This window comes from Bacillus sp. DX3.1, from assembly GCF_030292155.1.
Taxonomy (GTDB): Bacteria; Bacillota; Bacilli; order Bacillales; family Bacillaceae_G; genus Bacillus_A.
Genome location: NZ_CP128153.1, coordinates 1,581,217 through 1,605,377 on the forward strand (window position 1 = coordinate 1,581,217; position 24,161 = coordinate 1,605,377).

The 24,161-nt window shown below is 36.0% G+C and carries 22 protein-coding genes and 1 pseudogene; 18 read left to right on the top strand and 5 right to left on the bottom strand.

The window, feature by feature from the left end:
- Positions 1-103: 103 nt before the first annotated feature.
- Positions 104-1,459: an aspartate aminotransferase family protein gene (locus tag QRE67_RS07935; RefSeq protein WP_286124355.1), complete on the top strand. Its 1,356-nt coding sequence runs from the start codon at positions 104-106 to the stop codon at positions 1,457-1,459.
- A gap of 134 nt (positions 1,460-1,593) precedes the next feature.
- On the opposite strand, the gene QRE67_RS07940 is transcribed toward QRE67_RS07935, so the two are convergent.
- Together QRE67_RS07940 and QRE67_RS07945 are read right to left on the bottom strand one after the other, a co-directional pair.
- Complete coding sequence (locus QRE67_RS07940) at positions 1,594-1,911, bottom strand: hypothetical protein (RefSeq protein ID WP_286124356.1); 318 nt, start codon at positions 1,909-1,911, stop codon at positions 1,594-1,596.
- Positions 1,912-2,216: 305 nt separating this feature from the next.
- Positions 2,217-3,374: a cation:proton antiporter gene (locus QRE67_RS07945; protein WP_286124357.1), complete on the bottom strand. Its 1,158-nt coding sequence runs from the start codon at positions 3,372-3,374 to the stop codon at positions 2,217-2,219.
- 721 nt (positions 3,375-4,095) lie between these two features.
- Here QRE67_RS07945 and QRE67_RS07950 point away from each other — a divergent pair.
- Together QRE67_RS07950 and QRE67_RS07955 are read left to right on the top strand one after the other, a co-directional pair.
- A complete protein-coding gene (locus QRE67_RS07950; RefSeq protein ID WP_286124358.1) occupies positions 4,096-4,929 on the top strand; it encodes a MerR family transcriptional regulator in 834 nt (277 codons plus the stop codon).
- Positions 4,930-5,514: 585 nt separating this feature from the next.
- On the top strand, positions 5,515-6,867 hold the full coding sequence (locus QRE67_RS07955; protein WP_286124359.1) for an MATE family efflux transporter: 1,353 nt from the start codon (positions 5,515-5,517) through the stop codon (positions 6,865-6,867).
- A 36-nt stretch (positions 6,868-6,903) separates the two neighbouring features.
- Here QRE67_RS07955 and QRE67_RS07960 read toward each other — a convergent pair whose 3' ends face one another.
- Positions 6,904-7,575 (bottom strand): DUF421 domain-containing protein, encoded by a 672-nt coding sequence (locus tag QRE67_RS07960; protein WP_286124360.1) that lies wholly within the window; start codon positions 7,573-7,575, stop codon positions 6,904-6,906.
- 186 nt (positions 7,576-7,761) lie between these two features.
- Here QRE67_RS07960 and QRE67_RS07965 point away from each other — a divergent pair, with 186 nt between their 5' ends.
- The 4 genes from QRE67_RS07965 (at position 7,762) to QRE67_RS07980 (ending at position 10,885) form a co-directional block, all read left to right on the top strand.
- Positions 7,762-8,340 carry a YdcF family protein gene (locus QRE67_RS07965; RefSeq protein WP_286125213.1) on the top strand — a complete coding sequence of 193 codons (579 nt, stop codon included), beginning with the start codon at positions 7,762-7,764 and terminating at the stop codon, positions 8,338-8,340.
- A gap of 112 nt (positions 8,341-8,452) precedes the next feature.
- Positions 8,453-8,770, top strand: coding sequence for a magnetosome magnetite crystal formation protein family (locus QRE67_RS07970; protein WP_286124361.1), 318 nt, complete (start codon positions 8,453-8,455; stop codon positions 8,768-8,770).
- 131 nt (positions 8,771-8,901) lie between these two features.
- Positions 8,902-9,636 (top strand): oxygen-insensitive NADPH nitroreductase, encoded by a 735-nt coding sequence (nfsA, locus tag QRE67_RS07975; protein WP_286124362.1) that lies wholly within the window; start codon positions 8,902-8,904, stop codon positions 9,634-9,636.
- A 394-nt stretch (positions 9,637-10,030) separates the two neighbouring features.
- Positions 10,031-10,885, top strand: a complete 855-nt coding sequence (locus QRE67_RS07980) for a phospholipase C (RefSeq protein WP_286124363.1) — start codon at positions 10,031-10,033, stop codon at positions 10,883-10,885.
- Positions 10,886-11,216: 331 nt separating this feature from the next.
- On the opposite strand, the gene QRE67_RS07985 is transcribed toward QRE67_RS07980, so the two are convergent.
- The gene (locus QRE67_RS07985; RefSeq protein WP_286124364.1) at positions 11,217-11,762 is read right to left on the bottom strand and encodes a helix-turn-helix domain-containing protein; all 546 of its coding nucleotides are present in this window, start codon (positions 11,760-11,762) and stop codon (positions 11,217-11,219) included.
- Between the two features lie 511 nt (positions 11,763-12,273).
- Between QRE67_RS07985 and QRE67_RS07990 the strand changes: the two genes are divergently transcribed.
- The 11 genes and pseudogenes from QRE67_RS07990 (at position 12,274) to ppsA (ending at position 22,568) form a co-directional block, all read left to right on the top strand.
- The gene (locus QRE67_RS07990; RefSeq protein WP_286124365.1) at positions 12,274-12,987 is read left to right on the top strand and encodes a response regulator transcription factor; all 714 of its coding nucleotides are present in this window, start codon (positions 12,274-12,276) and stop codon (positions 12,985-12,987) included.
- A complete protein-coding gene (locus tag QRE67_RS07995; RefSeq protein WP_286124366.1) occupies positions 12,984-14,042 on the top strand; it encodes a sensor histidine kinase in 1,059 nt (352 codons plus the stop codon). The genes QRE67_RS07990 and QRE67_RS07995 overlap by 4 nt, the downstream gene beginning before the upstream one ends.
- A gap of 606 nt (positions 14,043-14,648) precedes the next feature.
- Entirely contained in the window at positions 14,649-14,960 is a 312-nt protein-coding gene (locus tag QRE67_RS08000) for a heavy metal-binding domain-containing protein (RefSeq protein WP_199668021.1), read from the top strand.
- A gap of 240 nt (positions 14,961-15,200) precedes the next feature.
- Positions 15,201-15,871 (top strand): annotated as a pseudogene (locus tag QRE67_RS08005) (HTH domain-containing protein); the annotation flags it as partial.
- Positions 15,872-15,921: 50 nt separating this feature from the next.
- Entirely contained in the window at positions 15,922-16,011 is a 90-nt protein-coding gene (locus tag QRE67_RS28845; protein WP_483298668.1) for a hypothetical protein, read from the top strand.
- 191 nt (positions 16,012-16,202) lie between these two features.
- On the top strand, positions 16,203-16,484 hold the full coding sequence (locus QRE67_RS08010; protein ID WP_286124367.1) for a DUF5937 family protein: 282 nt from the start codon (positions 16,203-16,205) through the stop codon (positions 16,482-16,484).
- 6 nt (positions 16,485-16,490) lie between these two features.
- Complete coding sequence (locus tag QRE67_RS08015; RefSeq protein ID WP_286124368.1) at positions 16,491-18,161, top strand: IS200/IS605 family accessory protein TnpB-related protein; 1,671 nt, start codon at positions 16,491-16,493, stop codon at positions 18,159-18,161.
- A gap of 284 nt (positions 18,162-18,445) precedes the next feature.
- Positions 18,446-18,568 (top strand): hypothetical protein, encoded by a 123-nt coding sequence (locus QRE67_RS08020; protein WP_286124369.1) that lies wholly within the window; start codon positions 18,446-18,448, stop codon positions 18,566-18,568.
- A gap of 19 nt (positions 18,569-18,587) precedes the next feature.
- Positions 18,588-19,016, top strand: a complete 429-nt coding sequence (locus QRE67_RS08025; protein ID WP_286124370.1) for an NUDIX hydrolase — start codon at positions 18,588-18,590, stop codon at positions 19,014-19,016.
- A gap of 204 nt (positions 19,017-19,220) precedes the next feature.
- Entirely contained in the window at positions 19,221-19,832 is a 612-nt protein-coding gene (locus tag QRE67_RS08030) for a transposase (RefSeq protein WP_502874003.1), read from the top strand.
- Between the two features lie 120 nt (positions 19,833-19,952).
- A complete protein-coding gene (gene ppsA, locus QRE67_RS08035; RefSeq protein ID WP_286124371.1) occupies positions 19,953-22,568 on the top strand; it encodes a phosphoenolpyruvate synthase in 2,616 nt (871 codons plus the stop codon).
- 523 nt (positions 22,569-23,091) lie between these two features.
- Here the strand turns inward: ppsA and QRE67_RS08040 are convergent.
- Positions 23,092-23,922, bottom strand: a complete 831-nt coding sequence (locus QRE67_RS08040) for a CPBP family intramembrane glutamic endopeptidase (RefSeq protein WP_286124372.1) — start codon at positions 23,920-23,922, stop codon at positions 23,092-23,094.
- Positions 23,923-24,161: the final 239 nt, after the last annotated feature.

Below are 24,161 nucleotides of genomic sequence, written 5' to 3' on the forward strand. Positions count from 1 at the left end.
ATTTGTCGACTTTACGTGGAATGACAATAGCAGGGAAAGTTTTAACTCATCATGGCACCAAAGTAGCTTGGGAAAATATAAGTTGTTATGGAAGGTGGAATGTATGGTGAAGACGAGGCAGTCAGATGAATTATTAGCAAAAGATGAAAAATATGTATGGCATGGGATGCGTCCGTATAGCCCAAACAGTACAATGATTGGAGCGAAAGCGGAAGGGTGTTGGGTAGAAGATACAGAAGGAAGACGTTATCTGGATGGCATGAGTGGCCTTTGGTGTGTGAATAGTGGATATGGAAGAAAAGAACTCGCTGATGCAGCGTATGAGCAAATGCAAAAGTTAGCATATTTTCCAATGTCACAATCACATGAACCAGCGATTCAACTTGCTGAAAAGTTAAATGAATGGCTTGGAGGAGACTATGTCGTTTTCTTCTCTAACAGCGGATCAGAAGCAAATGAAACGGCGTTTAAAATTGCTCGCCAATATTATACATATAAAGGTGAGCCACACCGTTATAAATTTATGTCACGATACCGTGGTTATCATGGGAATACGATGGGAGCGATGGCGGCGACAGGACAAGCACAGCGGAAATATCAATATGAACCATTTGCCGCTGGATTTTTACATGTAACACCGCCAGATTGTTACCGGATGCCTGGTATTGAGTCACAACATATTTATGACGTAGAGTGCGTAAAAGAAATCGACCGCGTTATGAAATGGGAACTAAGTGAAACAATTGCTGGGTTTATTATGGAGCCAATCATTACAGGTGGAGGTATTTTAATGCCGCCGCAAGACTATATGAAAGCTGTTCATGAAACGTGTCAAAAGCATGGTGCGTTGCTCATTAGTGATGAAGTCATTTGTGGTTTCGGACGTACAGGGAAACCATTTGGATTTATGCATTATGATGTAAAGCCTGATATCATCACGATGGCGAAGGGCATTACAAGTGCATACTTACCGTTATCAGCAACAGCGGTGAAAAAAGAAATTTATGAAGCGTTCCAAGGGGCAGGGGAATATGAATTTTTCCGCCACATTAACACGTTTGGTGGTAATCCTGCAGCTTGTGCGCTAGCACTGAAAAACTTAGAGATTATGGAGAACGAAAACTTAATTGAGCGTTCTGCACAAATGGGTTCGTTTTTATTAGAACAACTAAAAGAAGAAATTGGTGACCATCCATCCGTTGGAGATATTCGGGGAAAAGGGTTACTCGTTGGTATCGAACTTGTAAATGATAAGGTGACGAAAGATCCAATTGCTGGTGATAAAATTGCGAGTGTGATAAATGCATGTAAAGAAAAAGGGCTCATTATTGGTCGTAACGGGATGACAACAGCGGGTTATAATAACATTTTAACATTGTCACCACCACTTGTTATTTCTATTGAGGAAATTGCGTTCATTGTAGGAACAGTGAAAACAGCGATGGACCGTATTCGATAAAGTGAAACTTCCATCAGTGGAAGCTTCATCCCCCACTGATGGTTAGCCCTCACAAATCATGGCTTTACTGCTCGTTAATGCGGGATAAAAAATGAAAAAGCGAGCCAGAATTAAAGCGGCTCGCTTTTTTGTAATCATTCGTTAATGAACACCTTGTTCCAACTTCCTGGCTGTTTACGAATAGAGATGATTTGTCCAATATGATAAGCGTTGTGAATCGTGAAGTTCAGCAGAACGGATGTCCAAGTGTCTTCCGTATCTGCTGAACTTGGAAGATCAAGTTTTACTTCATCGCAAGTTTGTAAAGCAATTCGCCATTTCTCCATAATAGAATCGATTTGTTCTATTGTAGCGTGCCAATCTATATAAATCCATTTTGATTTTTCGACATATAAGCCGCGGCTATGGATACCAAAAGGTGACCTGCACTCGTTTGCTCTCTTTGTTTTCACTTGGCATGGGGCAGGGAAAGGATCTGACCGCTTCTATGCATGGCCGGATCCTCTCTCCCACCTAAAAAGAAGGGGTTTATCCCGCATTAACGGGCAGTAATACCCCCACCTCAAATTTCTGCAGAAAGCAAAGAAGTTAGGTGGAGGATAAACTGCCCGTAAAAGCCCGATTGGTTCAACTAATAATCAGTGGGGGATGAAGAAAACCCCCACTGATTAAAGTTTCACTTTATGTCGGTTTTTTAATTTGTATTTATATAAGTCTCCTGCGTTTTTAAACTTGTATTCTGTACATTTGTAATTTACTATTCTCTTAATTTTAATTGCTCATCTCTTATTGAAAAAGCTTTTTTTAACATTGGTGGTGTGATCATTGTCGTTAAAATAACGACAATTACGATTGCTGTAAAGTAATCTTGTGCTAGTAATCCAGAAACAAGTCCCTGTCCTGCGATAATAAGAGCAACCTCACCCCGAGAAACCATTCCAGCTCCAATGATTGTAGAAGACTGGAAATCAAATCCTGTCATACGTGCACCAACACCACATCCAACTAGCTTTGTTAGTACAGCAATCACTGTTAAAATAGCGATAAACCAAATTTTATCACCAATACCAGCAAACGTAATATTCATTCCAATACTAACAAAGAATACGGGAACAAACATCGCATAAGCAATTGGTTCTACTTTCTTTTCTACTTCATGTTTATAATCTGTTTGAGAGATAGCAATCCCAGCCGCAAACGCTCCGATAATCCCCGCAATGCCTAATAATTCGCCAAAGTACGCAAAAGCGAAGCAAATAATAAGAGCTGCACTAATAATGGATTCTGATACGCGTAATGGAGATAACCAGCGCATAATCATCGGAACGCCCTTCCATCCGATTAGGATAATCGCCGCGAAGAAGACAACCTTTTTCAAGATAATCATTGTCAAGTTTACATCGCCTGTACCTAAGAAGCTCATCGCAAAGGCTAGTAAAATGACAACTAAAATATCATCAAATACAGCTGCTCCTAGCATCGTTGTACTTTCACGGGTCTTCATTTTTCCTAAATCCCGAAGCGTTTGCACAGAGATACTAACACTCGTTGCACAAAGAAGCAATCCTAAAAAGACAGCATTTCCTTGTTCCATGCCCATAACAAGCCCTGCAACATAACCACCAGCAAACGGAAGAACGATTCCACCAACCGCAACCGCTAAAGAAGAATTACGATTTTCATTTAGTTCTTTTAAGTCCGTTTCTAAACCAGCCATAAACATAAGGAGAATAACCCCTACTTCGCTTAACTGCTTAATTAACTCTGAATCATCAATCCACCCTAATACAGCTGGACCGATAATGATACCAACAATCAATTTTCCAAGTACAGACGGTTGTCCTAGCCTGACACTGATGTCACCTGCAAGTTTCGTACTTAACAAAATTAACGCTATTTGGAAGAAAAATTCCATCTCATCACTCCTTTTTAATGTGTTCATTTGAATGAATAGTTAATGGCTATTAGAATCTGTGTAGTTTTTTCTTATTTTTCTTTTCGTTACATGATTCATCGGATGTCGAATAAATTTTTCTGCATGTAAAAAAGCTATGTAAAGAGAAGAAAAAACAAAGAGTTCTTATTACGAGTTCTTGAGAACTTGTAATAAGAACTTGTTTTTAATGGTATAGTAAATTTTGAAAAAAATCAATGAAAAAATATTTAATTTTATATGATGTAGTCATTTTTTTACTAAAAATATCTGTGATAGTTGTTTCACATCACTAACCATTGTAAAGAAGCATACGCTTTTCAAAGTGATATAATCAGCATGTTAGTGCCAAAAATACAAATCATGTTCGTTTTGAAGATGTTATAAAAATTTTAACTTGATATGGATTTTTGGTTTTTATATACAGGAAAGTGAAACTTTATCCCGCATTAACGGGCAGTAATACCCCCACCTCAAATTTCTGCAGAAAACAAAGAAGTTAGGTGGGGGATAAACTGCCCGTAAAAGCCCGATTGGTTCAACTAATAATCAGTGGGGGATGAAGAAAACCCCCACTGATTAAAGTTTCACTTTATGATATTCGGTACGTATTTGTATAATAAAAATAAAGTGGGAGATAAAAAGAAAAAGTTTTAGTTTGTCTTATTAAATGAATGAACTCGAAATGAACGGAGAAATAAATATGTTATTAAACCAGCGATTTACAATCGGAGAAATGGCAAAAATGCATAACATTTCGGAATCCACATTGCGTTATTATGATGAAAAAGGCATTTTTCATCCAGCTATTGTCGATCCGCAAACGAATTATCGTTATTATACAATTGATCAATTTTCACTTCTGGATACAATTAAATTTTTACGACAGTTAAATATTTCGCTAAAAGAGATTAAGCAATATATTGATGAAAGAACACCGTCTTACGCATTGAACTTACTGGAAAAGCAGCAAGAAATGATGGTGAAAAAGCAAAGAGAACTCGAATATACATTGGCAAAAATAAAGCACAAAATTGAATTGATGAAAGAAGCTGTAAAAGCAGATGCGGATACCATCTTTTTTAAAGCACTACCAAAGCGAAAAATCACGGCACTTCCTATTGCGCCAAATATAACGGATGATATGTTTGATTATTACATTCATTCATTGCAAAAAAATATGAAACAACTAGATGATAGTTTATTTTCAGGTGATCTGGGCGTTACAGTTGCTAAAGATGCATTGCTTCAAAATAAGTTTCAAGCATATAACAGTGTATTTATTCTTCTTGAGTACATGCCATTTCAAATCGATACTCCCAATGTGATTGAAGAGGGCATGTATGCGTGTGTGTATCATCATGGACCGTATGAAGAAACGGATAGAACGTATAAGAGATTGTTACGAGCTGTTGAAGAAAATGATTATGAAGTGTGTGGAGATGCAATCGAATTAGCGTTAATTGATTGGTCTGTAACGGATAACCCAGAGGAGCAAGTGACGGAAATACAAATTCCTGTGAGGAAAAGAAAATAGATATATATATACAAATTAAAAAACCGACATAAAACCCTTCTTTTTAGGTGGGAGAGAGGATCCGGTCATGCATAGAAGCGGTCAGATCCTTTTCCTGCCCCATGCGAAGTGAAAACAAAGAGAGCAAACGAGTGCAGGTCACCTTTTGTTATCCACAGCTGCGGCTTATATGTCGAAAAATTAAAATGGATTTATATAAATATTCTCTCATCACAAATTTAAAATTAGATTGTGTTAACTACTATATTTGCAGCTTCAAATCTTTCGAGCACGCAATAACTTATTTATATAAATATAAATTAAAAAACTGGGATAAAATCCTTCTTTTTAGTTGGGGGAGAGGATCCGGCCATGCATAGAAGCGGTCAGATCCTTTTCCTGCCCCATGCGAAGTGAAAACAAAGAAAGAAAACGAGTGCAGGTCACCTTTTGTTATCCATAGCCGCGGCTATATGTCGAAAAATCAAAATGGATTTATATAGTACGGATTTGTTAACTGAAAACATATTTTTTACTTCTTTCTTGACCTTCAAGTAACTTGAAGGTTTAAAATGTGAGCAGAGAGTTGTAAAGGAGCAAATTGTAATGGAAGCAACTGAGAAATTAAGAGAAAAACCAATTAAAAGTTTATTTATTTCCTATTTAATCCCGGCAGTACTTGGAATGGTATTGATGTCGGTTAATATTATGATTGATGCGGTGATGATTAGCCGCGGTGTTGGAGCAAATGGTTTAGCAGGAGTGAACGTTGCTGTTCCAGCCTTTTCAATCTTTTTCTCCATCTCATTATGGATTGGAATGGGTGGAGCCACATTATACTCCATAGCGCTAGGAGAAAATAAAATAGAGCGAGCACGATCTATTTTTACACAATCGATGACGGTGGCGGTTGTGATTGTTGGTATTTTAATGGTCATTTGTTTATGGAGAATAGAAGATTTAGCCTATTTATTTGGGGCAAATGCTGTCATTTTACCATATGCATTAGATTATCTACATGTATTATTAGCATTCGGCATGATATACGTATTAGAAAATATTTTGAGTACGTTTATACGGAATGATGGGAATCCAAATTTAGCAATGGCAGGTCTCATTGTAACAGCAGTACTGAATATCGTATTTGATTATATTTTCATCTTCATTTTTGACTGGGGTGTAACAGGAGCGGCATCTGCTACAATTTTGTCTGCGGCAATTGGTTTTCTTGTATTACTCAGTCATTTCTTTAGAAAAAACAGTATTTTAAAATGGACAAAATTACATTTAGAATGGCCAACCGTAAAGCAAATTATGGTCATTGGTTTTCCAAGTTTTACGACAGAAATAACGGTAGCCATTGTAACAATTGGATTTAACATAGCCTTTATTCAATATGCTGGAGAACAAGGTGTTGCATCTTATGCGATGGTAAACAGTATTCACTCGATGACATTGCTGTTATTCTTTGGCGTTGGCGCAGCACTTCAGCCGATTGCAAGTTTTCATTACGGTGCCAACTTGTCTGAAAGGTTGAGAGAAGGGTTACAGCTTGCAGTAAAAACGGCAATTGGGCTTGGATGTGTAGCAATTATAATCGGTTTATTCTTTGGGAAACATGTTATCGATTTATTTGACGTTCAATCAGCAGATTTACTTAACTTGACTGTGACTGGAATTAGCTTATTTTTCCTTCAGTATGTATTTTTAGGCTATAATATTGTATATGGAGAGTACTTCCAGTCGGTAAGACAAACGAGAAGATCGGTCTTTATTATTTTGAGCCGTGGATTATTGTTTATTATACCGCTTCTTTGGATCATGCCAAAGGTGTTTGGCGTAAATGGAATATGGCTTGTAATGCCCGTCGCTGAACTATTGACAGCGTGTATCGTTTTCGCGATGAATCGTTTTTCTCATCCAGTTCCGATGCAAAGGGTAGAAGAAAAACATGCATAAAAAATGTTTGTTAGTATGAAATCCCCTTAACGTATGTTAAGGGGATTTTTTTAGGCTAACAGTGAAAGAACCGTCCGTTTCTTGGACAGAAGCAAATGCAATATCTTTTATGTCTTCGAATCCTCTTGCTTGTAATTCCTGTCTCAGCCAATCCTCATTTTTATGAATGAGCTTTAAGTTGTCATATTGAATGTGTTCATCAACAATCACTGCAATTGGTAATCCTGTATATTCGACATCCATATTCATATCCTTTGGAGTAAGAGGGACAAGTTCTCTTTTGGGAAAAATGCTGATTGCACCATTTGCTTCTAAAATGGCATATTCAATCTCATCCACACTAGGGTATCCAGCTACCCTAAGATTAGAAAGTAACTCTGCTATAGGGTATCTACTTTGCTTTAAGTTCTCAAATAAAATATTTCCATGTTTAATAAGAATTGTTGGATTGCCAAGGATAAAACGATTGAGTTTATTTAATAAACTAAGTTTTGTAATGAAAAGGTGGAGACATGTAATAACGATCATACCAAAAATGCCTTGCAATGCACCATCTATAGGTATAGCGCTAAAAGCTAAGTATGATAAAAAAATAATGGCTCCGAAATCATGCGGGGTAAGCTGTGCCAGTGCTGATTTTCCTAATAGCTTGATCGATACAATGAATAATAAAAAGAAGAACGTTACATTACATAAAAAAACAATCAATGTTTACACCTCTTATATGAAATTCACGCTGTAGATTGTGTATACGTTATTCAATATTCCCGTCCTTGTGAGAAATATTACGTTTTGAGGATAAAATAGGATGAACTGTAAAATTTGACTATACAAATGTCGTAGGTGATATTATGATGAAGAAAAATGAAGGGGATAGGAGATTATAGAGCAATGTTGAAAAGAAAAAAGCTTATAAAGTATATCTTTATTTTGTTTATGATTGTAGTAAGTTACATGGGTGCCTTGCAATATACAATTTACAAGCATGGTCATATGGAAGCACCAAATGATGCGGAATATATGATTTTACTTGGTGCACGTGTGAAAGGAAATGAGCCGTCTCTTTCACTGCAATATCGGATTGATAAAGCCGCAGAGTATTTAAAAAAACACCAACAAACGACTGTGATTGTATCTGGTGGGAAAGGAAAAGGAGAGAATATTTCCGAAGCATCGGCAATGAAACGGGAATTAATGGAACAAGAAATTGAAGAGGAACGAATTATAATGGAAGATCGTTCTACAAGTACAGATGAAAATATAAAATTCTCAAAATCTCTTATTCCATCAAATAAGCAAAAAGGTATTATTGTTACGAATGATTTTCATATGTATCGTGCAAAAAAGATTGCCGAAAAACAAGGTTTACAGTTAGATGGTCTTTCTGCAAAAACACCAAAAATGATTGCCATTAAATCTAATGTTCGTGAATATTTGGCGATTACAAAGTATTGGCTGATGAATCAAATATAATGAGGAATCTTACAAATTTGTAATGATTCTGAAAGGTAAAGCGATAGTTTCTAAAGTTTTGAAATGGCATAATAAAGGTAACAAAAACAACGAAACTTTAGAGGTGAACGCTATGAAAGGCAATAATATTTTATCTTCATTATGTTACTTTAGTATTTTCTTTGCACCGTTTTTACTACCAATTATCGTCTACTTTATTGCAGAAGATGACGTGAAATATCATGCGAAAAAAGCATTATGGACACACATTATTCCCTACGCAATATTATTTGGCGGATTTGCTTTAAGTGGTGCATTTGGTATTAGTATGGGAGAGTCAACAAGTGTTGGTTTCGGTATTATCGCAACTTATGTGATATTTGCGATTGTAGGAATTTATTATTTCGTTTGGAATATTATCAAAGGTGTAACGGTGTTAAAAACAGCATAGTAGTAAAGAAAGGATCAATCCAAAAAGATTGGTCCTTTCTTTATGTTATTTTGCTATGAGCATATACTTTGTATGTAGGCAAAGTATATGTTACTTATTGAGTATTCAGACTATAAAGGAGTGGATATATAATGAATGAAATGATACATACGATGGAACAGCACGTATCAGTCCGCAAATATAAAAATGAGCCAATTCCAAAGAATATAGCTGAAAGGATGGTCCAAGCTGCTCAGCATGCAGCATCCTCTCATTTTGTTCAAGCGTACTCTGTTGTATATGTCACAGATGCGGCACTCAAAGAACAATTAGCAGAGTTATCTGGAAATCGTCATGTGAAAGATTGTGCAGCGTTTTTTGTTTGTTGTGCAGACTTGAAGCGGTTAGAAATAGCATGTGAAAAACATGGCACGGAAATCAAACATGATACAACAGAAAACTTTATTGTCGCTACTGTAGATGCTTCGCTTTTCGCACAAAACTTAGCGCTTGCAGCCGAATCTTTCGGATACGGTATTTGTTATATTGGCGGAATTCGTAACAACCCAGAGGGGGTAAGTGAACTTCTTCATTTACCAGATAAAGTGTACCCAGTGTTTGGAATGACAGTTGGAGTACCAGATGAAGATCATGCAGTGAAACCTCGTTTACCAGTGGGAGCTATCTTACATGAAAATGCGTATGATGAGAACAAATATAACGAATTATTAGAGGAATATGACCATACGACAAATGAGTATTACAAGGGAAGACTGGCAAACCAAAAGGATGTTACATGGACCGGATCGATGAGTGCTTTCATGTCGAAAGAGAAGAGATTGCATATGAAGGAATTTTTGAATGAAAAAGGGTTTAACAAAAAATAAGGTTTAAAAAAGCAAATCTGTATGATGCAGGTTTGTTTTTTTGTTTGTTAGTTTCATTAGCAAATAAGTCAGACCTTTGAAAGACTTTTGTAACATTTATGAAAGAGAAATGAAAGATTTGTTAGATAAGATGAGGCTTATCTACTCTTATTATAGGGTTACAACAACTTTCCAACTACAGATAGCACAACAACTAGGCTCAAATCAAGATAAAATGTGGGCAATTTCTGCTCCCAAAAGTATTGCTGGCTATGAATTAGTACCTTTACCATAAAGCATCTGTTACATTCAGCTTTATATAACTGCACTTATTAGTATTTAATGTGTCTTCCGGTAAGGTAAGAGAAAGCTCTATGAAGGAAAGTTAAATTATCCATCAAATGGAGGAATATTTATGAAAAGAAAAATTTTTGCTATAGCTTCTGTAATTGCTTTAACAGCCCCTATTCAAAGTGTGGCGTTTGCACATGAAAATGATCAGCAATATGATCCACCTATTGCTCAAAGATGGTCAGCAGAATCTATACATAATGAAGGAGTAAGTTCTCATTTATGGATTGTAAACAGAGCCATTGATATTATGTCCCAAAATACGACTGTTGTGAAGCAAAATGAGACAGCTCTATTAAATGAATGGCGTACTGATCTAGAGAAAGGTATTTACTCTGCAGATTATCAAAACCCATACTATGATAATTCCACATTCGCTTCCCATTTCTACGATCCTGATACAGGAGGTACGTATCTTCCATTTGCAAAACAAGCAAAGCAAACAGGAGCAAAATATTTTAAATTAGCTGGTGAAGCCTATCAAAATAAAGATATGCAAAAAGCATTCTTTTATTTAGGATTATCACTTCATTATTTAGGGGATGTCAATCAGCCTATGCATGCAGCAAACTTTACTAACATTTCGCATCCATTTGGCTTCCACTCAAAATATGAAAACTTCGTCGATACAGTGAAAGACAATTATAGAGTAACAGATGGAAATGGTTATTGGAATTGGCAAAGTGTAAATCCAGAAGATTGGGTTCATGCTTCGGCTGCTGCTGCAAAAGTTGATTTTCCATCAATTGTTAATAGTAAGACGAAAGGTTGGTTTATAAAAGCGGCAGTATCACAAGACTCAGCTGATAAATGGCGCGCTGAGGTAACACCGGTAACGGGAAAACGTTTAATGGAAGCACAGCGTATTACAGCTGGATATATCCATTTATGGTTTGATACGTACGTGAATCAACAATAATAAATAAATTTACACATGGCACAAATTATTTATGCCAAAAAATTAATATGAAAAGAGAGAGGCTTTTACTAGAAAAGCCCTCTCTTTCTGCTTCTATTAAGTTAATCCAGTTTATCTGTATATTGTAATCATGTTTGATATACGAATTATCTGTGCAAAAAGGATGTCCTTATTGAGATATGGCAACAATTCAAGGGATAACCCACCATATTTAAAAATTTCCCATTTTTGGAAGAGAAAAGTTTCTTATTAATATAGTTTTATTCGAAATTGACAAATGTTGCTTGTTTAGTGGCCCCAATTATTAGATAACATTTAACGTTTAGCTAACTTAAAACGAAGGTGGGGTAACTGAAAATAATACAATTGCAATTTCATTAAAATTATTTTCCCATTTATGTTTCAAATTTGCCGGTATTTTTACACTATCACCAGCTTCTAATAAATATTGTTCTTCATCTAAATACAACAGAATTTTTCCTTCTAAAATGACTGCAACTTCCTCACCTTTATGTTCTAGAGGATTTTCTGACGAAGAGGTATTTGGGGGAACATTCATAATCGCTGTTGCCAAATTACCAGTAAAATCAGGTGACAATAGCTCATAAGATAAATTATCAACGATCATTTTCTTACGTTTATTGGATCTTACGATTAAATCATCTGTATTTGTTTCTTCAATAAAAAAACTAAATGTTGGAACATCGAGGGTTTTAGCTAAGACCTTTAGGGTTTGTATGGAAGGATTTGCTAAACCTCGTTCAATTTGGCTTAACATTGAAGGTGTAATCGCAGCTAATTTTGCTAACTCCCTACTATTCAATCCTTTAGCTTTTCTGTATTTTTTAACTTTCTTACCAATGTCTATATTTTCCATAACCATACTCCTTAATAGTATATTTAATTTTATTTAAATAAATTAAATTAAATTAAACGCAACGGTGATTTTATGTTAAACTATATTAAAATAAATTTAATTATAATTTAACATTTAAATCACTACAAGAAAATAAGGAGGATCAGATAGATGAAGGAGATTGAAAGCAAAAATCTTCAAATTTGGAAAGACCATTACACTAATATTATTTCATATCAGTAGAACGAAACCATGCATTTATATGTAGTATTCTATTATCACAGCTCTTATATTTAGTTTTGGAAGTATCATAACCCTTGTACATTTGCTGCAAGATTTCGATAGGATAAACACAAATTGATTATAGGTTCAAAAGAGTGCCAATTAGAAGGAATTTATTACAAAGGGTTTACTCTAAACTGGAAACACATTCGTTATATTTGGATAAATAGTTATAAACATCCGTTGTGTAAGGATAAATAATAGAAAGATTTCTTTCGTTATTGATAATAGAATGGAGGAGATTGTATGTATGAAAAAAAGAATTGTAATTATAGAAGATGAAGATAATATCCGAGAAATATGCAGGCGGTACTTAGAAAGAGAAGGATATGAGGTATACACAGCTGAAAACGGTGAAGAAGGTTGGAACTTATTTCAGCAATATCAACCAGATATCATTATTTTAGATTTGATGATACCGAAAAAAGATGGTTGGGAACTATGTGGGGAAATTCGACAGCACTCTAATGTTCCTATTATTATTTTAACTGCTAGGGGAGAAGAAAGAGATCGAATTTTGGGATTAACAATGGGTGCGGATGATTATGTAACAAAGCCGTTTTCCCCTCGTGAATTAGTATTAAGGGTGCAAATTATATTACGAAGAGGGAATCAAGCAACAATACAAATGCAAGAACCAGTATCAGAAATGGTAAAATTCCTAGATTTAGAGATTTATCCAAAGAAAAGACGTGTATTTGTTTGTGGACATGAAATCGAGTTAACAGTTAAAGAATTTGAGGTACTTTATATAATGGCAAAACATCCAAGACAAGTATTTTCACGATCTCAACTTCTTGAGCAAATTTGGGATTTTGAGTATGAAGGGTGCACAAATGCAGTAACAGTATTAGTGAGTCGTCTACGTGAAAAATTGGAGAAGCATACAACAAAGAACCGTTGGATTCATACAGTGTGGGGCATAGGTTATCGCTTTGAGCCGGATGGAGTAGATGAAATATGAAATTACGTAATCAATTGTTATTGATGAATTTATTGAGCACGAGTATCATATTAGTTTCTATCTGGTATAGTGAAAGGCAGATGTTACTTAGACCGGAACAAACACGGTTATTAATAGGAATTGTAATCGTAGCGCTGATTTTCTCAACCATTATTTATTGGTTAATGACACGTCCTATTATGAAATCTATTCAAAATTTAATTGCATTAACCAAACAATTTAGTGATAGACATTTTGAAACGATGTATATAATAGGGAAAGAACCAGAAGAATTTAAAGAATTGGCGACAGCTTTTCAACAAATGGCTAAAAAATTAGAAGAAGGCTTTACTAAGTTAGAAGAAGGAGAAAAAGCACGTACTGAGCTGATTGCAAATATATCCCATGACTTACGAACCCCCATGGCTAGCATACAATTGATGATAGAAGCGTTACAGGATGATTTAATTGAAGATCCTGATATGAAAATGCAATATCTAACGACAATTCTAAACGAAATACAAAGATTAAGTGGATTAATTAATAACTTGTTTGAACTTTCTAAGTTAGAACTTGGACAAGAAACTTTTCATCCAAGTTTAACACATGTAGACAGCATTCTGTTAGAAGTACTAGATTCACATGCTATCTTATTAAAGGACAAAAATATCCAGTTGCAATTGTGCGTCTCAGATACGCTACCACGAATTTGGATTATGCCATGTAAAATAGTACGGGTTATCAGTAATTTATTACATAATGCAATTCGGCACTCTCCTATATGTGGGACAATCGAGTTGATCGTAGAGGAAAATAAACAGAAACAGCAAGTCCAATTCACTTTGCGTGATGAAGGGGAAGGGATTGCTCTAGATGATCAATTGCGCATATTTGAACGTTTTTTTAGAACAGATCCATCAAGAAGTTCACAATCTGGAGGGTCTGGACTCGGACTAGCCATTGTAAAATCACTAGTTGAAATGCACAAAGGAGAAATTGGTGTTCGAGATCGTTCTGATGGGAAACAGGGATGTGAATTTTGGTTTACTCTTCCCGTTTCATCAGAAAAGAAATAAGACGGTCGAAAGACTTTTGTAATAGTTATGTTATAGAAATGATAGACCTTCTTGTTAACATACATACAAGCACTATGTTACAGCAGCATTATATCAAGTTACTGCTGAGTATAGCTTAAAACCTGGATCGGTCGCTGCGGGAGCTGTAAATAAAACAATAAATTCACCTTTTGCACAGTTTTGGCAAGGTGGCGGTTATTGGGATACAGCTACAAAAGTTAAACCATCATCTACTTCAACAGGTGCAATTAAAACAGATGATTTAAAATTAGTTCGTTCAGATGTACTAGAAAAGTAAGGAGGTACGGAAAAGGCACTTTATTTTCTGAATCACCCTTATATAATGACATAGAATATATATTCTACGTCATTATTAGTACAATTAATAAAATTTTAGATTCCTATATTCTTAATGAACTGTTAATTCTTAAATAAATTCACCAATTTAAACTACCATATAAAACTTACTTTCATTTTTTTACTTATGAAATCTTACAAAAGTGTCATTTTTATGTAAGGTAATTAGATAGTTCATTTACTATTTCAATGTGATAATAAAAGTATAAGAAAAAATAAATTTTTAGATATTATAGGAGAGTGCTAGTAATGATTGTAACAACAACTTCTGCTATTCAAGGAAAAGAAATTATTGAGTATATTGACATTGTAAACGGTGAAGCAATTATGGGCGCAAATATCGTACGCGATCTATTTGCTTCTGTTCGTGACGTTGTTGGTGGCCGTTCTGGTGCATATGAAAGTAAATTGAAAGAAGCACGTGATATTGCAATGGAAGAAATGAAAGTTCTTGCGAAGCAAAAAGGTGCAAATGCAATTGTTGGTATTGATGTAGACTACGAAGTCGTTCGTGATGGAATGTTAATGGTGGCCGTAAGCGGTACAGCGGTACGTGTGTAAATAGATAGAATATGGATTTTTCTATAGTTGTTATGTATTTTCTATAAATATAGATACATTATGTTTTTGAACACATCACAAAACATAAAAAAGGAAGAGAATTATAATAAAATGTACCCTATAGAATAGACACTTAAAAAAAGTCTATTCTATAGGGTATTTCTTGTATAATAAGAGAAAAATCGGGATTGGGGAACTTATAAAATGAGTAAAAAGATGTTTACAGAGAAAGAAATTTAGATTCTATCAAGTAATCCGTATGTGAAATCTGTCAGTACGAAAGAGATTACTTATACAGATGAATTTAAACGTATTTTTATTACAGAAAATGAAAAAGGAAAATTCCCTAGAGAAATCTTTGAAGAATGTGGACTTGACATAGATATAATTGGAATGCAGCGTGTGACATCATCAGAAAATAGGTGGCGCACTACTTATAGAAATGAAGGAGTACTTGGTCTACGTGACACGAGAATAGAAAACTCTGGAAGACCTCGTGAAAGAGAACTTACATTAGAAGAAAAATATGCACGTTTAGAAGCGGAACGTAACCTGTTAAAAGCAGAGAACGAACTCTTAAAAAAGATCAAATTTGCGGAAGGGAGGATGAAAAACCAATAACTTTACTATCTAGTCAAAAATACATCTTGATTCGTTCTGTTATTGTAAAATATAGCCTAAAAAACATGGTGAGCTACTTGTGTAAAGTCGCTGGTGTTTCTCGTTCTAGATACTATAACTACTTTTCTTTGAAATCACAAGAACAGCGCAAACAAAAGGAGAAAAAAGACGAGAAAGTGAAGAAAATCATATTGAAAGCCTTTCACTTTAAAGGACGTAAAAAAGGGGCTCGTCAAATTAAAATGACATTGGAGGGGCAATTTCGTGTTATGTACAATCTGAAGCGTATATAAAACCTTGTGAGTCTTTCAACGAGTTAAAAACTGAAGTTAAGAAATATATGACGTACTACAATCATTATAGATATCAGTGGAATTTAAAGAAGAGGACTCCTGTTCAATACAGAAACCATCTCCTTGATGTTGCATAACTTTTTTTAAAATGTCCTTTACAAAGGGTACACTTCAGTACAGGTTTGTTTTTTTTTTTTTTTTGTTTAAAAAAATAAAAATATTTCCAATTTTTCGTTGACGTTTCTAACTAATGTTGTTAATATACTGAATAATTTTGCAAAATTATAAAATTGATTCGATAGATAGCGAATCAAAGAGAGGGGAATATATGTTACATATTACATCTTGGTTTGAACGACATGTCAAAGTTGTTTATTCACCATTTCGCGAAATGCTATTAAGTTTACACGTTTTATCTAATCCAGCACACCATGTGAAACGGCTAGAATGGGCAGAGAATTTATCATTTCAACCGAGAAGACCCCCTCCTCTAAACGAAGTAAAGGTGGGGGATGAATCGGTTTTTTCTTTTTTTAAAGAAAACCATCTTTTTTGTAGAACATACGTTCCATCTTGTTGTATAATTATCTTATCAAACAAAATGAGGTGAGAACAGGTGAAGAAAGCGTATTTTTCGAAACGGATCTATAAAAGGGACGTACCGTATGAAATGGTAGATACATTGACAAAGACAATGGAAACATTTAATCGGGCGAAACGCTTTGCATTTCAAACGATTGTTCGGGAAAAACGTTGGAGCCGTAAGATGCATACAGATAGTCTTCATCTTGTTCTTAAGCGGAAATATCAATTGAATGATTACTATGCAAACAGTGCGGTGCAAGAAGAAAAGGCGTTGTTTACAGGTTTAATAGAGTTGCAGAAGATATATGAGAAACAAACACAAGAGAAGCTCAAGAAAATCAAAAAGAAGTTGAAGCAAGAACGTACAAAACTGACAAAGCTTCGTAAAATCAAACAAAGTTGTGTGAAAGGAAAGATTACGTTTCCCAAAAACTCCCGCTTTTCGAAGAACAATAATATTATCTCCTTGTCTCGTAAAGAGGACACATTCATTTGGCTGAATGAATATCTGTTTGAGCACCAGTACTTAGATGTTCAAATCAAAAGGATTCAAGCAAAAATCGGTCGTTTGACTCATCGACAATACCGTTTAAAGCAGAAGCTTGAATCGTACCAAACGCATATTCCTAGCGCGGTGTTTGGGAGTAAAAAACTGTTTCGGTCTCAATTTACAATCGATGAGTTTATACATAACCATGACAAATGGAAAATATTATTTTCCCGTGCTCGAAATAAACAATTCATTCTATCTGGCCGTAAAGATGCCAAACACGGAAATTTTGTGTTTCAGTATGTTGCCCAGAATCAGGAATTATGGATGACGACAAGTACAGGAAAACTAGTTATGTTTCCAGCTATCACATTCCCGTATGGACAAGAAATCATTGAGGAAGTGATCACAAACCAATTACAGTGTAAGAATAAGAAAAAACATGGCAAACCGATTGCGTGGTCTGTTGAAGACTATGGTGAGTATTATATTGTGAAATGCTTAGTCGATGTACCGGAAAACCCGCACACGAATTACAGTAAAGCGGATGGGGTGATTGGTGTAGATTGTAATCTAAATCATTTTGCTTGGGCGCATGTAACGAAGGATGGGAATTACAAAGGAAGTGGTTCCCTCCGTTTTTCCATGATAGGTAAATCTACCGGACAAATCACAAAGATAATTGAAGCGGAAGTCATTCGATTAGTTGACCTCGCGCATCAGTATAACAAGCCGATTGTAATAGAGAAGTTAGATACCACGCAATCCAAGACAGGTGATCGATACGGAAATAAGCGGGCGAATCGAATGAAGAGTATGTTCGCTTATAAGAAGATGACAAACGCGATTCTCAATCGTGCGGATAAAATGGGCGTGGCTGTCTTTCGAGTCAATCCAGCTTACACTTCTATCTCAGGGAAGATGAAATATATGCGGAAACTCGGCATCTCTATTCATCAATCCGCGGCTTTTACGATTGGACGTCGTGGATTAGGGTATAAGGAAAAAGTACCTCAGGTGCTTCAGTCTTATATTCCAAAGAAAGAAGTGCACCACTGGACCCATTGGCATCAATTAAATAATCGATTTGATATTCGTACGCATCATTTCTATCAGTTATATCATGTGAATCAGCCGAAAGAGGCATTACAAATCGAGCGATTAGACTTATTTGAAAGTGAAAAGAAAAAACTAGCAAAACTGTTTGCATAATGAAAAAAGAACGCCTTGTCCCAGTCTCTTACACTTGTCACCAGAGCAGATAACATGTCTAGGAACTGGATGCATGACAGGGTGTTCTTCGCCTCGATATAGGAAGAAAGTAGCTATACCTTTTCTGTTCTCCTCGGAAGACAGAAAGAGGTCGTCTTGCCTAAGGACACTACCGAATTTCTATATCGTTGTATCCTCTTTGTTGAACGAGAGGAAGTGTTTTTGTTTCGACAGAAACAGTAGAATCCCCCACCTCAAGCTCGTGTAGAGGTGGGGGTAGTTCAATGAGTAAGATGGATACACAAGAAAAGGAGCTATTGCTTGAAATCAATGACAAAAGTGATGATTGGCTCGTCCGTAAGGCGGAAAAACATGCAAAACGAACAGGGAATATGGTTTTATTTTAATTTCTGGGGGGAAGAGAAAATGGGAGTATTTCAAGGTGCAGCAGCATTATGTAAAAATGGTGATGGGGAATTATTAATGGTACTGCAAGGTCGTCCAGATGTAAAAGAGGCAGAGTTGAAATGGTCTGTTCCATCGGGCGGGAAGTTCGAAGAGGAAACATTCGAACAGTGCTGTATACGTGAAGTAAAAGAGGAGACAGGATACGATGTGCGGATTGTTCGAAACGTGTATGAAAAGAAGGGTGACAGTAACGGATATAATATCCATATTGTGTATTACGAAGTTGAAGTAATTGGTGGACAAAAAGAAATATGTGATCCAGATGGCTTGATTCATAAAATTGATTGGAAAAGAATCGAAGAGATAGAAGGAATCGGCCTTTCATTTCCAGAAGATAAAAAATTATTGCAGCAGTTTTATAATCGTTCTGTAAGCGAACGATTATAAAACTTAATCGGAATGGAAGGATGGAAGAAAATCTAGCCTCCATCGCTGTTGCTGAAAGTGTTGGATTTGCAAATGCATTCGATTATGTTGTATTTGAGTTTTCTTTTCTTTCTAATAGGCTATGTTAAACTTCATTGTTGATTAAAGGATATTTTTGTTTGTCGCAAACTATAACCATCGACACCTGCAACGGAGGCGACGGGTATGGCAATGACTTTGAAAGAGATACTGAAAGGAATTAAAGCATTAAACGAGAAAGACAAGCATCGTGTGTACGCCCATCTCCAAACAACGGTTCGCAGTTCGTTTCAAATGCCTAATCCTATAATTAGAGAAATTAAAGAACGTAAACATGAAAAGGGGTTTATCTGTCCGCATTGTCAGAGCAGCAGAGTCGTCCGATTCGGCAAGTATAAAGTTATGGTCGCCGGTGAGGAAGTCGTTCGACAACGATATAAATGTAAGACGTGTAAGAAGACATTCAACGACTTATCACATACTCCATTGCATCGTACTCGCAAGTTCAACAAATGGTTGGATTTCGTTCAATACATGCTGGAGGGATTCTCCCTGCGCAAATTAGCGGAGCTCATAGGAGATGTCTCTTGGGTCACGTTGTTTTACTGGCGCCACAAACTGCTTGCGGCACTTCGCCAGATTCCTATACAAAACTTTACTGGCATTATGGAGATGGATGAAACCTATATTCTGTATTCGGAAAAGGAAAGAAGAAATATCACTGGGAGAGAGCCGCGCAAGCGCGGTGGTTCTTGTAAATATCGCGGCATCAGTTTACTACTGTATGGTAAGGTTTAGCTATTTTTTGAACTCTTCCTAATTTAATTATAGCATTTAAAAAATGGTTAATATAGACTTTTTATTCTCATTTACTACTGCTAAAATCAATAGAACATTAATGGTTAGGAGAGATGTAGAATGAGTTCTTTGGTTCTCGGTTTTCAGGAGATAGAAAAAACACAGCTTTTGCTCGTTGGCGGAAAAGGGTTAAATTTAGGGAAATTATCAAAAATTCAAGGAATACAAGTACCAGAAGGATTTTGTATTACAACAGTAGGATATCAAAAAGCCATCGAACAAAACGAAACGTTTCAAGCATTGTTGGATCAAATAACAATGCTAAAAGTAGAGGATCGTGATCAAATTGGTGAAATCAGCAGGAAGATTCGAAAAATTATTATGGAAGTAGAAATTCCTTCCGATGTTGTGAAAGCAGTTACTCACTATCTCTCCCAGTTTGGTGATGAACATGCTTATGCAGTGCGTTCCAGTGCGACTGCTGAAGATTTACCACATTCCTCTTTTGCTGGTCAACAAGACACCTATTTAAATATCATCGGAAAAGAAGCCATCTTGCAGCATATCAGCAAATGTTGGGCTTCCCTATTTACGGATCGCGCGGTAATCTACCGTATGCAAAATGGATTTGACCACAGTCAAGTTTATTTATCCGTTATCGTTCAAAGGATGGTTTTCCCACAGGCTTCAGGGATTTTATTTACCGCTGATCCGATTACTTCTAACCGAAAGCTGCTATCAATCGATGCCAGTTATGGGCTTGGAGAAGCACTGGTCTCTGGCTTGGTATCTGCCGATTGTTATAAAGTACAGGAAGAGGAAATCGTCGATAAGATGATAGCAACCAAAAAATTGGCTATCTATGGATTAAAAGACGGCGGAACAGAGACAAAGCAGATCGATCCTGATCAGCAAAAGACTCAAACACTTACTGAACAACAAATTTTACAACTAGCACGCACAGGAAGACAGATCGAAACTTATTTTGGTTGCCCACAAGATATCGAATGGTGTTTGGTTGATGATACATTTTATATTGTCCAGAGTCGGCCAATCACTACTTTATACCCGATCCCTGAAGTGAATGATCAAGAAAATCACGTTTATGTATCTGTCGGTCATCAACAAATGATGACCGATCCCATGAAACCACTGGGATTGTCTTTTTTCCTGTTAACGACTAATGCACCCATGCGTAAAGCTGGTGGAAGGTTGTTTGTTGATGTCACACATATGCTGGCTTCACCTGACAGCAGAAAAATGTTATTAGATGCCATGGGACAACACGATCCGCTCATGAAAGATGCACTTATGACCATAATAGAGCGAGGAGATTTCATAAAATCTTTACCAAATGATAAGCAAGAACAGAGTTCCGGTAAAAGCAATAAAAGTTTGTCGTCTACGGATTCTAGGGCACAAATCGAAAACGACCCGACAATCGTTTCTGATTTGATTAAGAGTAGTCAAACATCGATAGAAGAGTTAAAACAAAACATCCAAACGAAATTAGGATCGGATTTATTTGATTTTATTCTGGAAGATATCCAGATATTAAAGAAGATTTTATTTGACCCACAAAGTTCAGCTGTGTTTATGGCTGCTATAGATGCTTCATCATGGATCAATGAAAATATGAACGAGTGGTTAGGTGAAAAAAACGCAGCCGACACCCTTTCTCAATCTGTACCAAACAATATTACTTCGGAAATGGGTCTAGCATTATTGGATGTCGCAGATGTGATTCGTCCTTATCCAGAAGTAATTGATTATTTACAACATGTAAAAGATAATAACTTTTTGGATGAACTGGTTACGTTTGAAGGTGGAGAAAAAACTCGAGACGCTATCTATACTTATCTCGATAAATACGGAATGCGATGTAGTGGAGAAATCGATATTACGAAAACTCGTTGGATTGAAAAACCAAATACGATTATCCCAATGATTCTAAATAACATCAAAGACTTTGAGCCTAATGCTGGTAAGCGGAAATTTGAACAAGGGCTACAGGAAGCTTTGAAAAAAGAACAAGAGTTATTAGATCGATTGAAGCATTTACCGGACGGTAAACAAAAAGTAAAAGAGACAAAACGAATGATCAGCCTAATCCGGAATTTCATTGGTTATCGTGAATACCCAAAATACGGTATGATTAATCGCTACTTCGTTTATAAGCAGGCTTTACTGAAAGAAGCCGAACAACTCGTACAAGACAGCGTTATTCGTGAAACAGAAGATATATACTACCTGACTTTTGAAGAGCTTCACGAAGTCGTCCGTACAAATAAACTGGATTATGGGATCATCAGTAAACGAAAAGATGAGTACAAATTATATGAAAAACTAACGCCTCCACGTGTTATCACGTCTGATGGTGAAATCATTGCGGGTAAGTACAAACGAGAAAATCTCCCAGCCGAAGCGATTGTAGGTCTTCCTGTTTCTTCCGGAGTGATAGAGGGCCGAGCACGTGTCATCTTAAACATGGAAGATGCTGATTTAGAAGATGGAGATATATTGATCACCTCCTTTACTGACCCTGGCTGGACACCATTGTTTGTGTCTATAAAAGGTCTAGTCACCGAAGTTGGCGGACTGATGACTCATGGAGCAGTTATCGCACGTGAGTATGGCTTACCGGCAGTTGTCGGGGTGGAGAATGCTACGAAGTTAATCAAGGATGGACAAAGGATCAGGGTGGATGGAACAGAAGGGTATATAGAAATACTATAATTCGTTACATTTAAATCATAAAAGAAGAGCATTCGAATTAGGAGAATCATTGACATCATGGTGCTTTGCGGTCTATGGTAAGAACCCTGTCACTAGGACATATAAGGGGACAGTAACTGAAGATCGATATTAGCGTCTGTTAAGATTATCTTGAAATCGATTCTTTTGTTAAAGGGCGCTTTTCTGGAGTAACGAAAAAAGTCCAATTTCTCAATTTTAATACTGAGAAATTGGGCTTTTTAATATTATAATTTCCTTAACGTTGTAAATCCTGTCTCATTAAAAAAATGTTTTAGACTATAGAAAAAAGTATTAGACTGTTAAAAAATAGTTGTAGACTGAAAAGGTGTTTTCTGTACATGAAAGAACTTTTTGCTAACATAAAACCAAGGTATCGCAAAAACTTTAAAAGTCCCTTCAGAGTACTGAAGGGACTTTTCATTCACATAATCAGCGTTATTGGTAATGACTTCTCGCTAGGAAATCACACAGGGAAAAAATACAAGTGGCTCATGAAACTGTATTATTTTTCTTGATATTCTAACTTGAAAAAGAAATCACGTTCTTTTATTACAATTACGATAGATAAAATAAGCAAAAGAACGGTTTGTATGACTTTGCTCATGGGGTGTGTTGCAAACACTTCGTTGAAAAAACCAGCCGTAATATGAAAAACGATGGGAATGATAATATTCCGTCCCGTTTTATAGTACAACCAGTTCATCAAAATCACAAAAGGAATAAGACTCAACGAAAAGTTGATAGAATATATGACCCCTGTTTCAACCAGATTACTTTGATAATAATCCTTAATAAAGGATAGAGGAAAGTGCCAAAAAGCCCAGAATACAGCAAAAATAATAGATACAGTAAACAGATTAAACCGTTTTCGTAAACAGTCCGTGCCATACGAGTGCCAAGCCAACTCTTCTAGTAACGGAGCAACAAAAAGCAAAAACCATGCTGGAAACAGACCTGCCGAAAACGAAAATTTTCCTGCTAAGGAAAATTGAGAAGGGCTATATCCGAAAAGCAAAGAAATTGCTTGTGCGAGAAGAATGCTCGCAATCATAAGAAAACATGTCACAATAATATAAAATGGTTTTATCGCATTAAAATGAAAGAGCCTTTTTAACAAATCGTTTCGTAAGTCAGAGTCTAAAAACATCAAAATAAAGGCAACTATCATGGGACTTGCTAATCCAATAACTCCTAATATACTTTCTACGATAACATATACATGACTACTTGACTCAATATGACTTATGTATGCAGCAATAAACCACAATACCCACGGAATTACAATTGATAAACCATAGAACAAAATTGGATGTCGATATTTCTCAATTGTCATTTTCATCTCCCTCTTTTTCCTAATTACACCATTTAAGAAGTGCGATGGAGTGAAGATTTTTCGCTGTATGTCGTATTCATGTGAGGTTTACATAACGTATCATTATACGCAGTAAACACAGAGACTAATTCTATATTCATCAAGGATTAGACCTTTGTCTCTTTTAAAATTACGTATGTTTTCTCAGAATTATTCTTATTTCCCGTATAAAAATTGCATAGCTACTATTTAGTCTAATA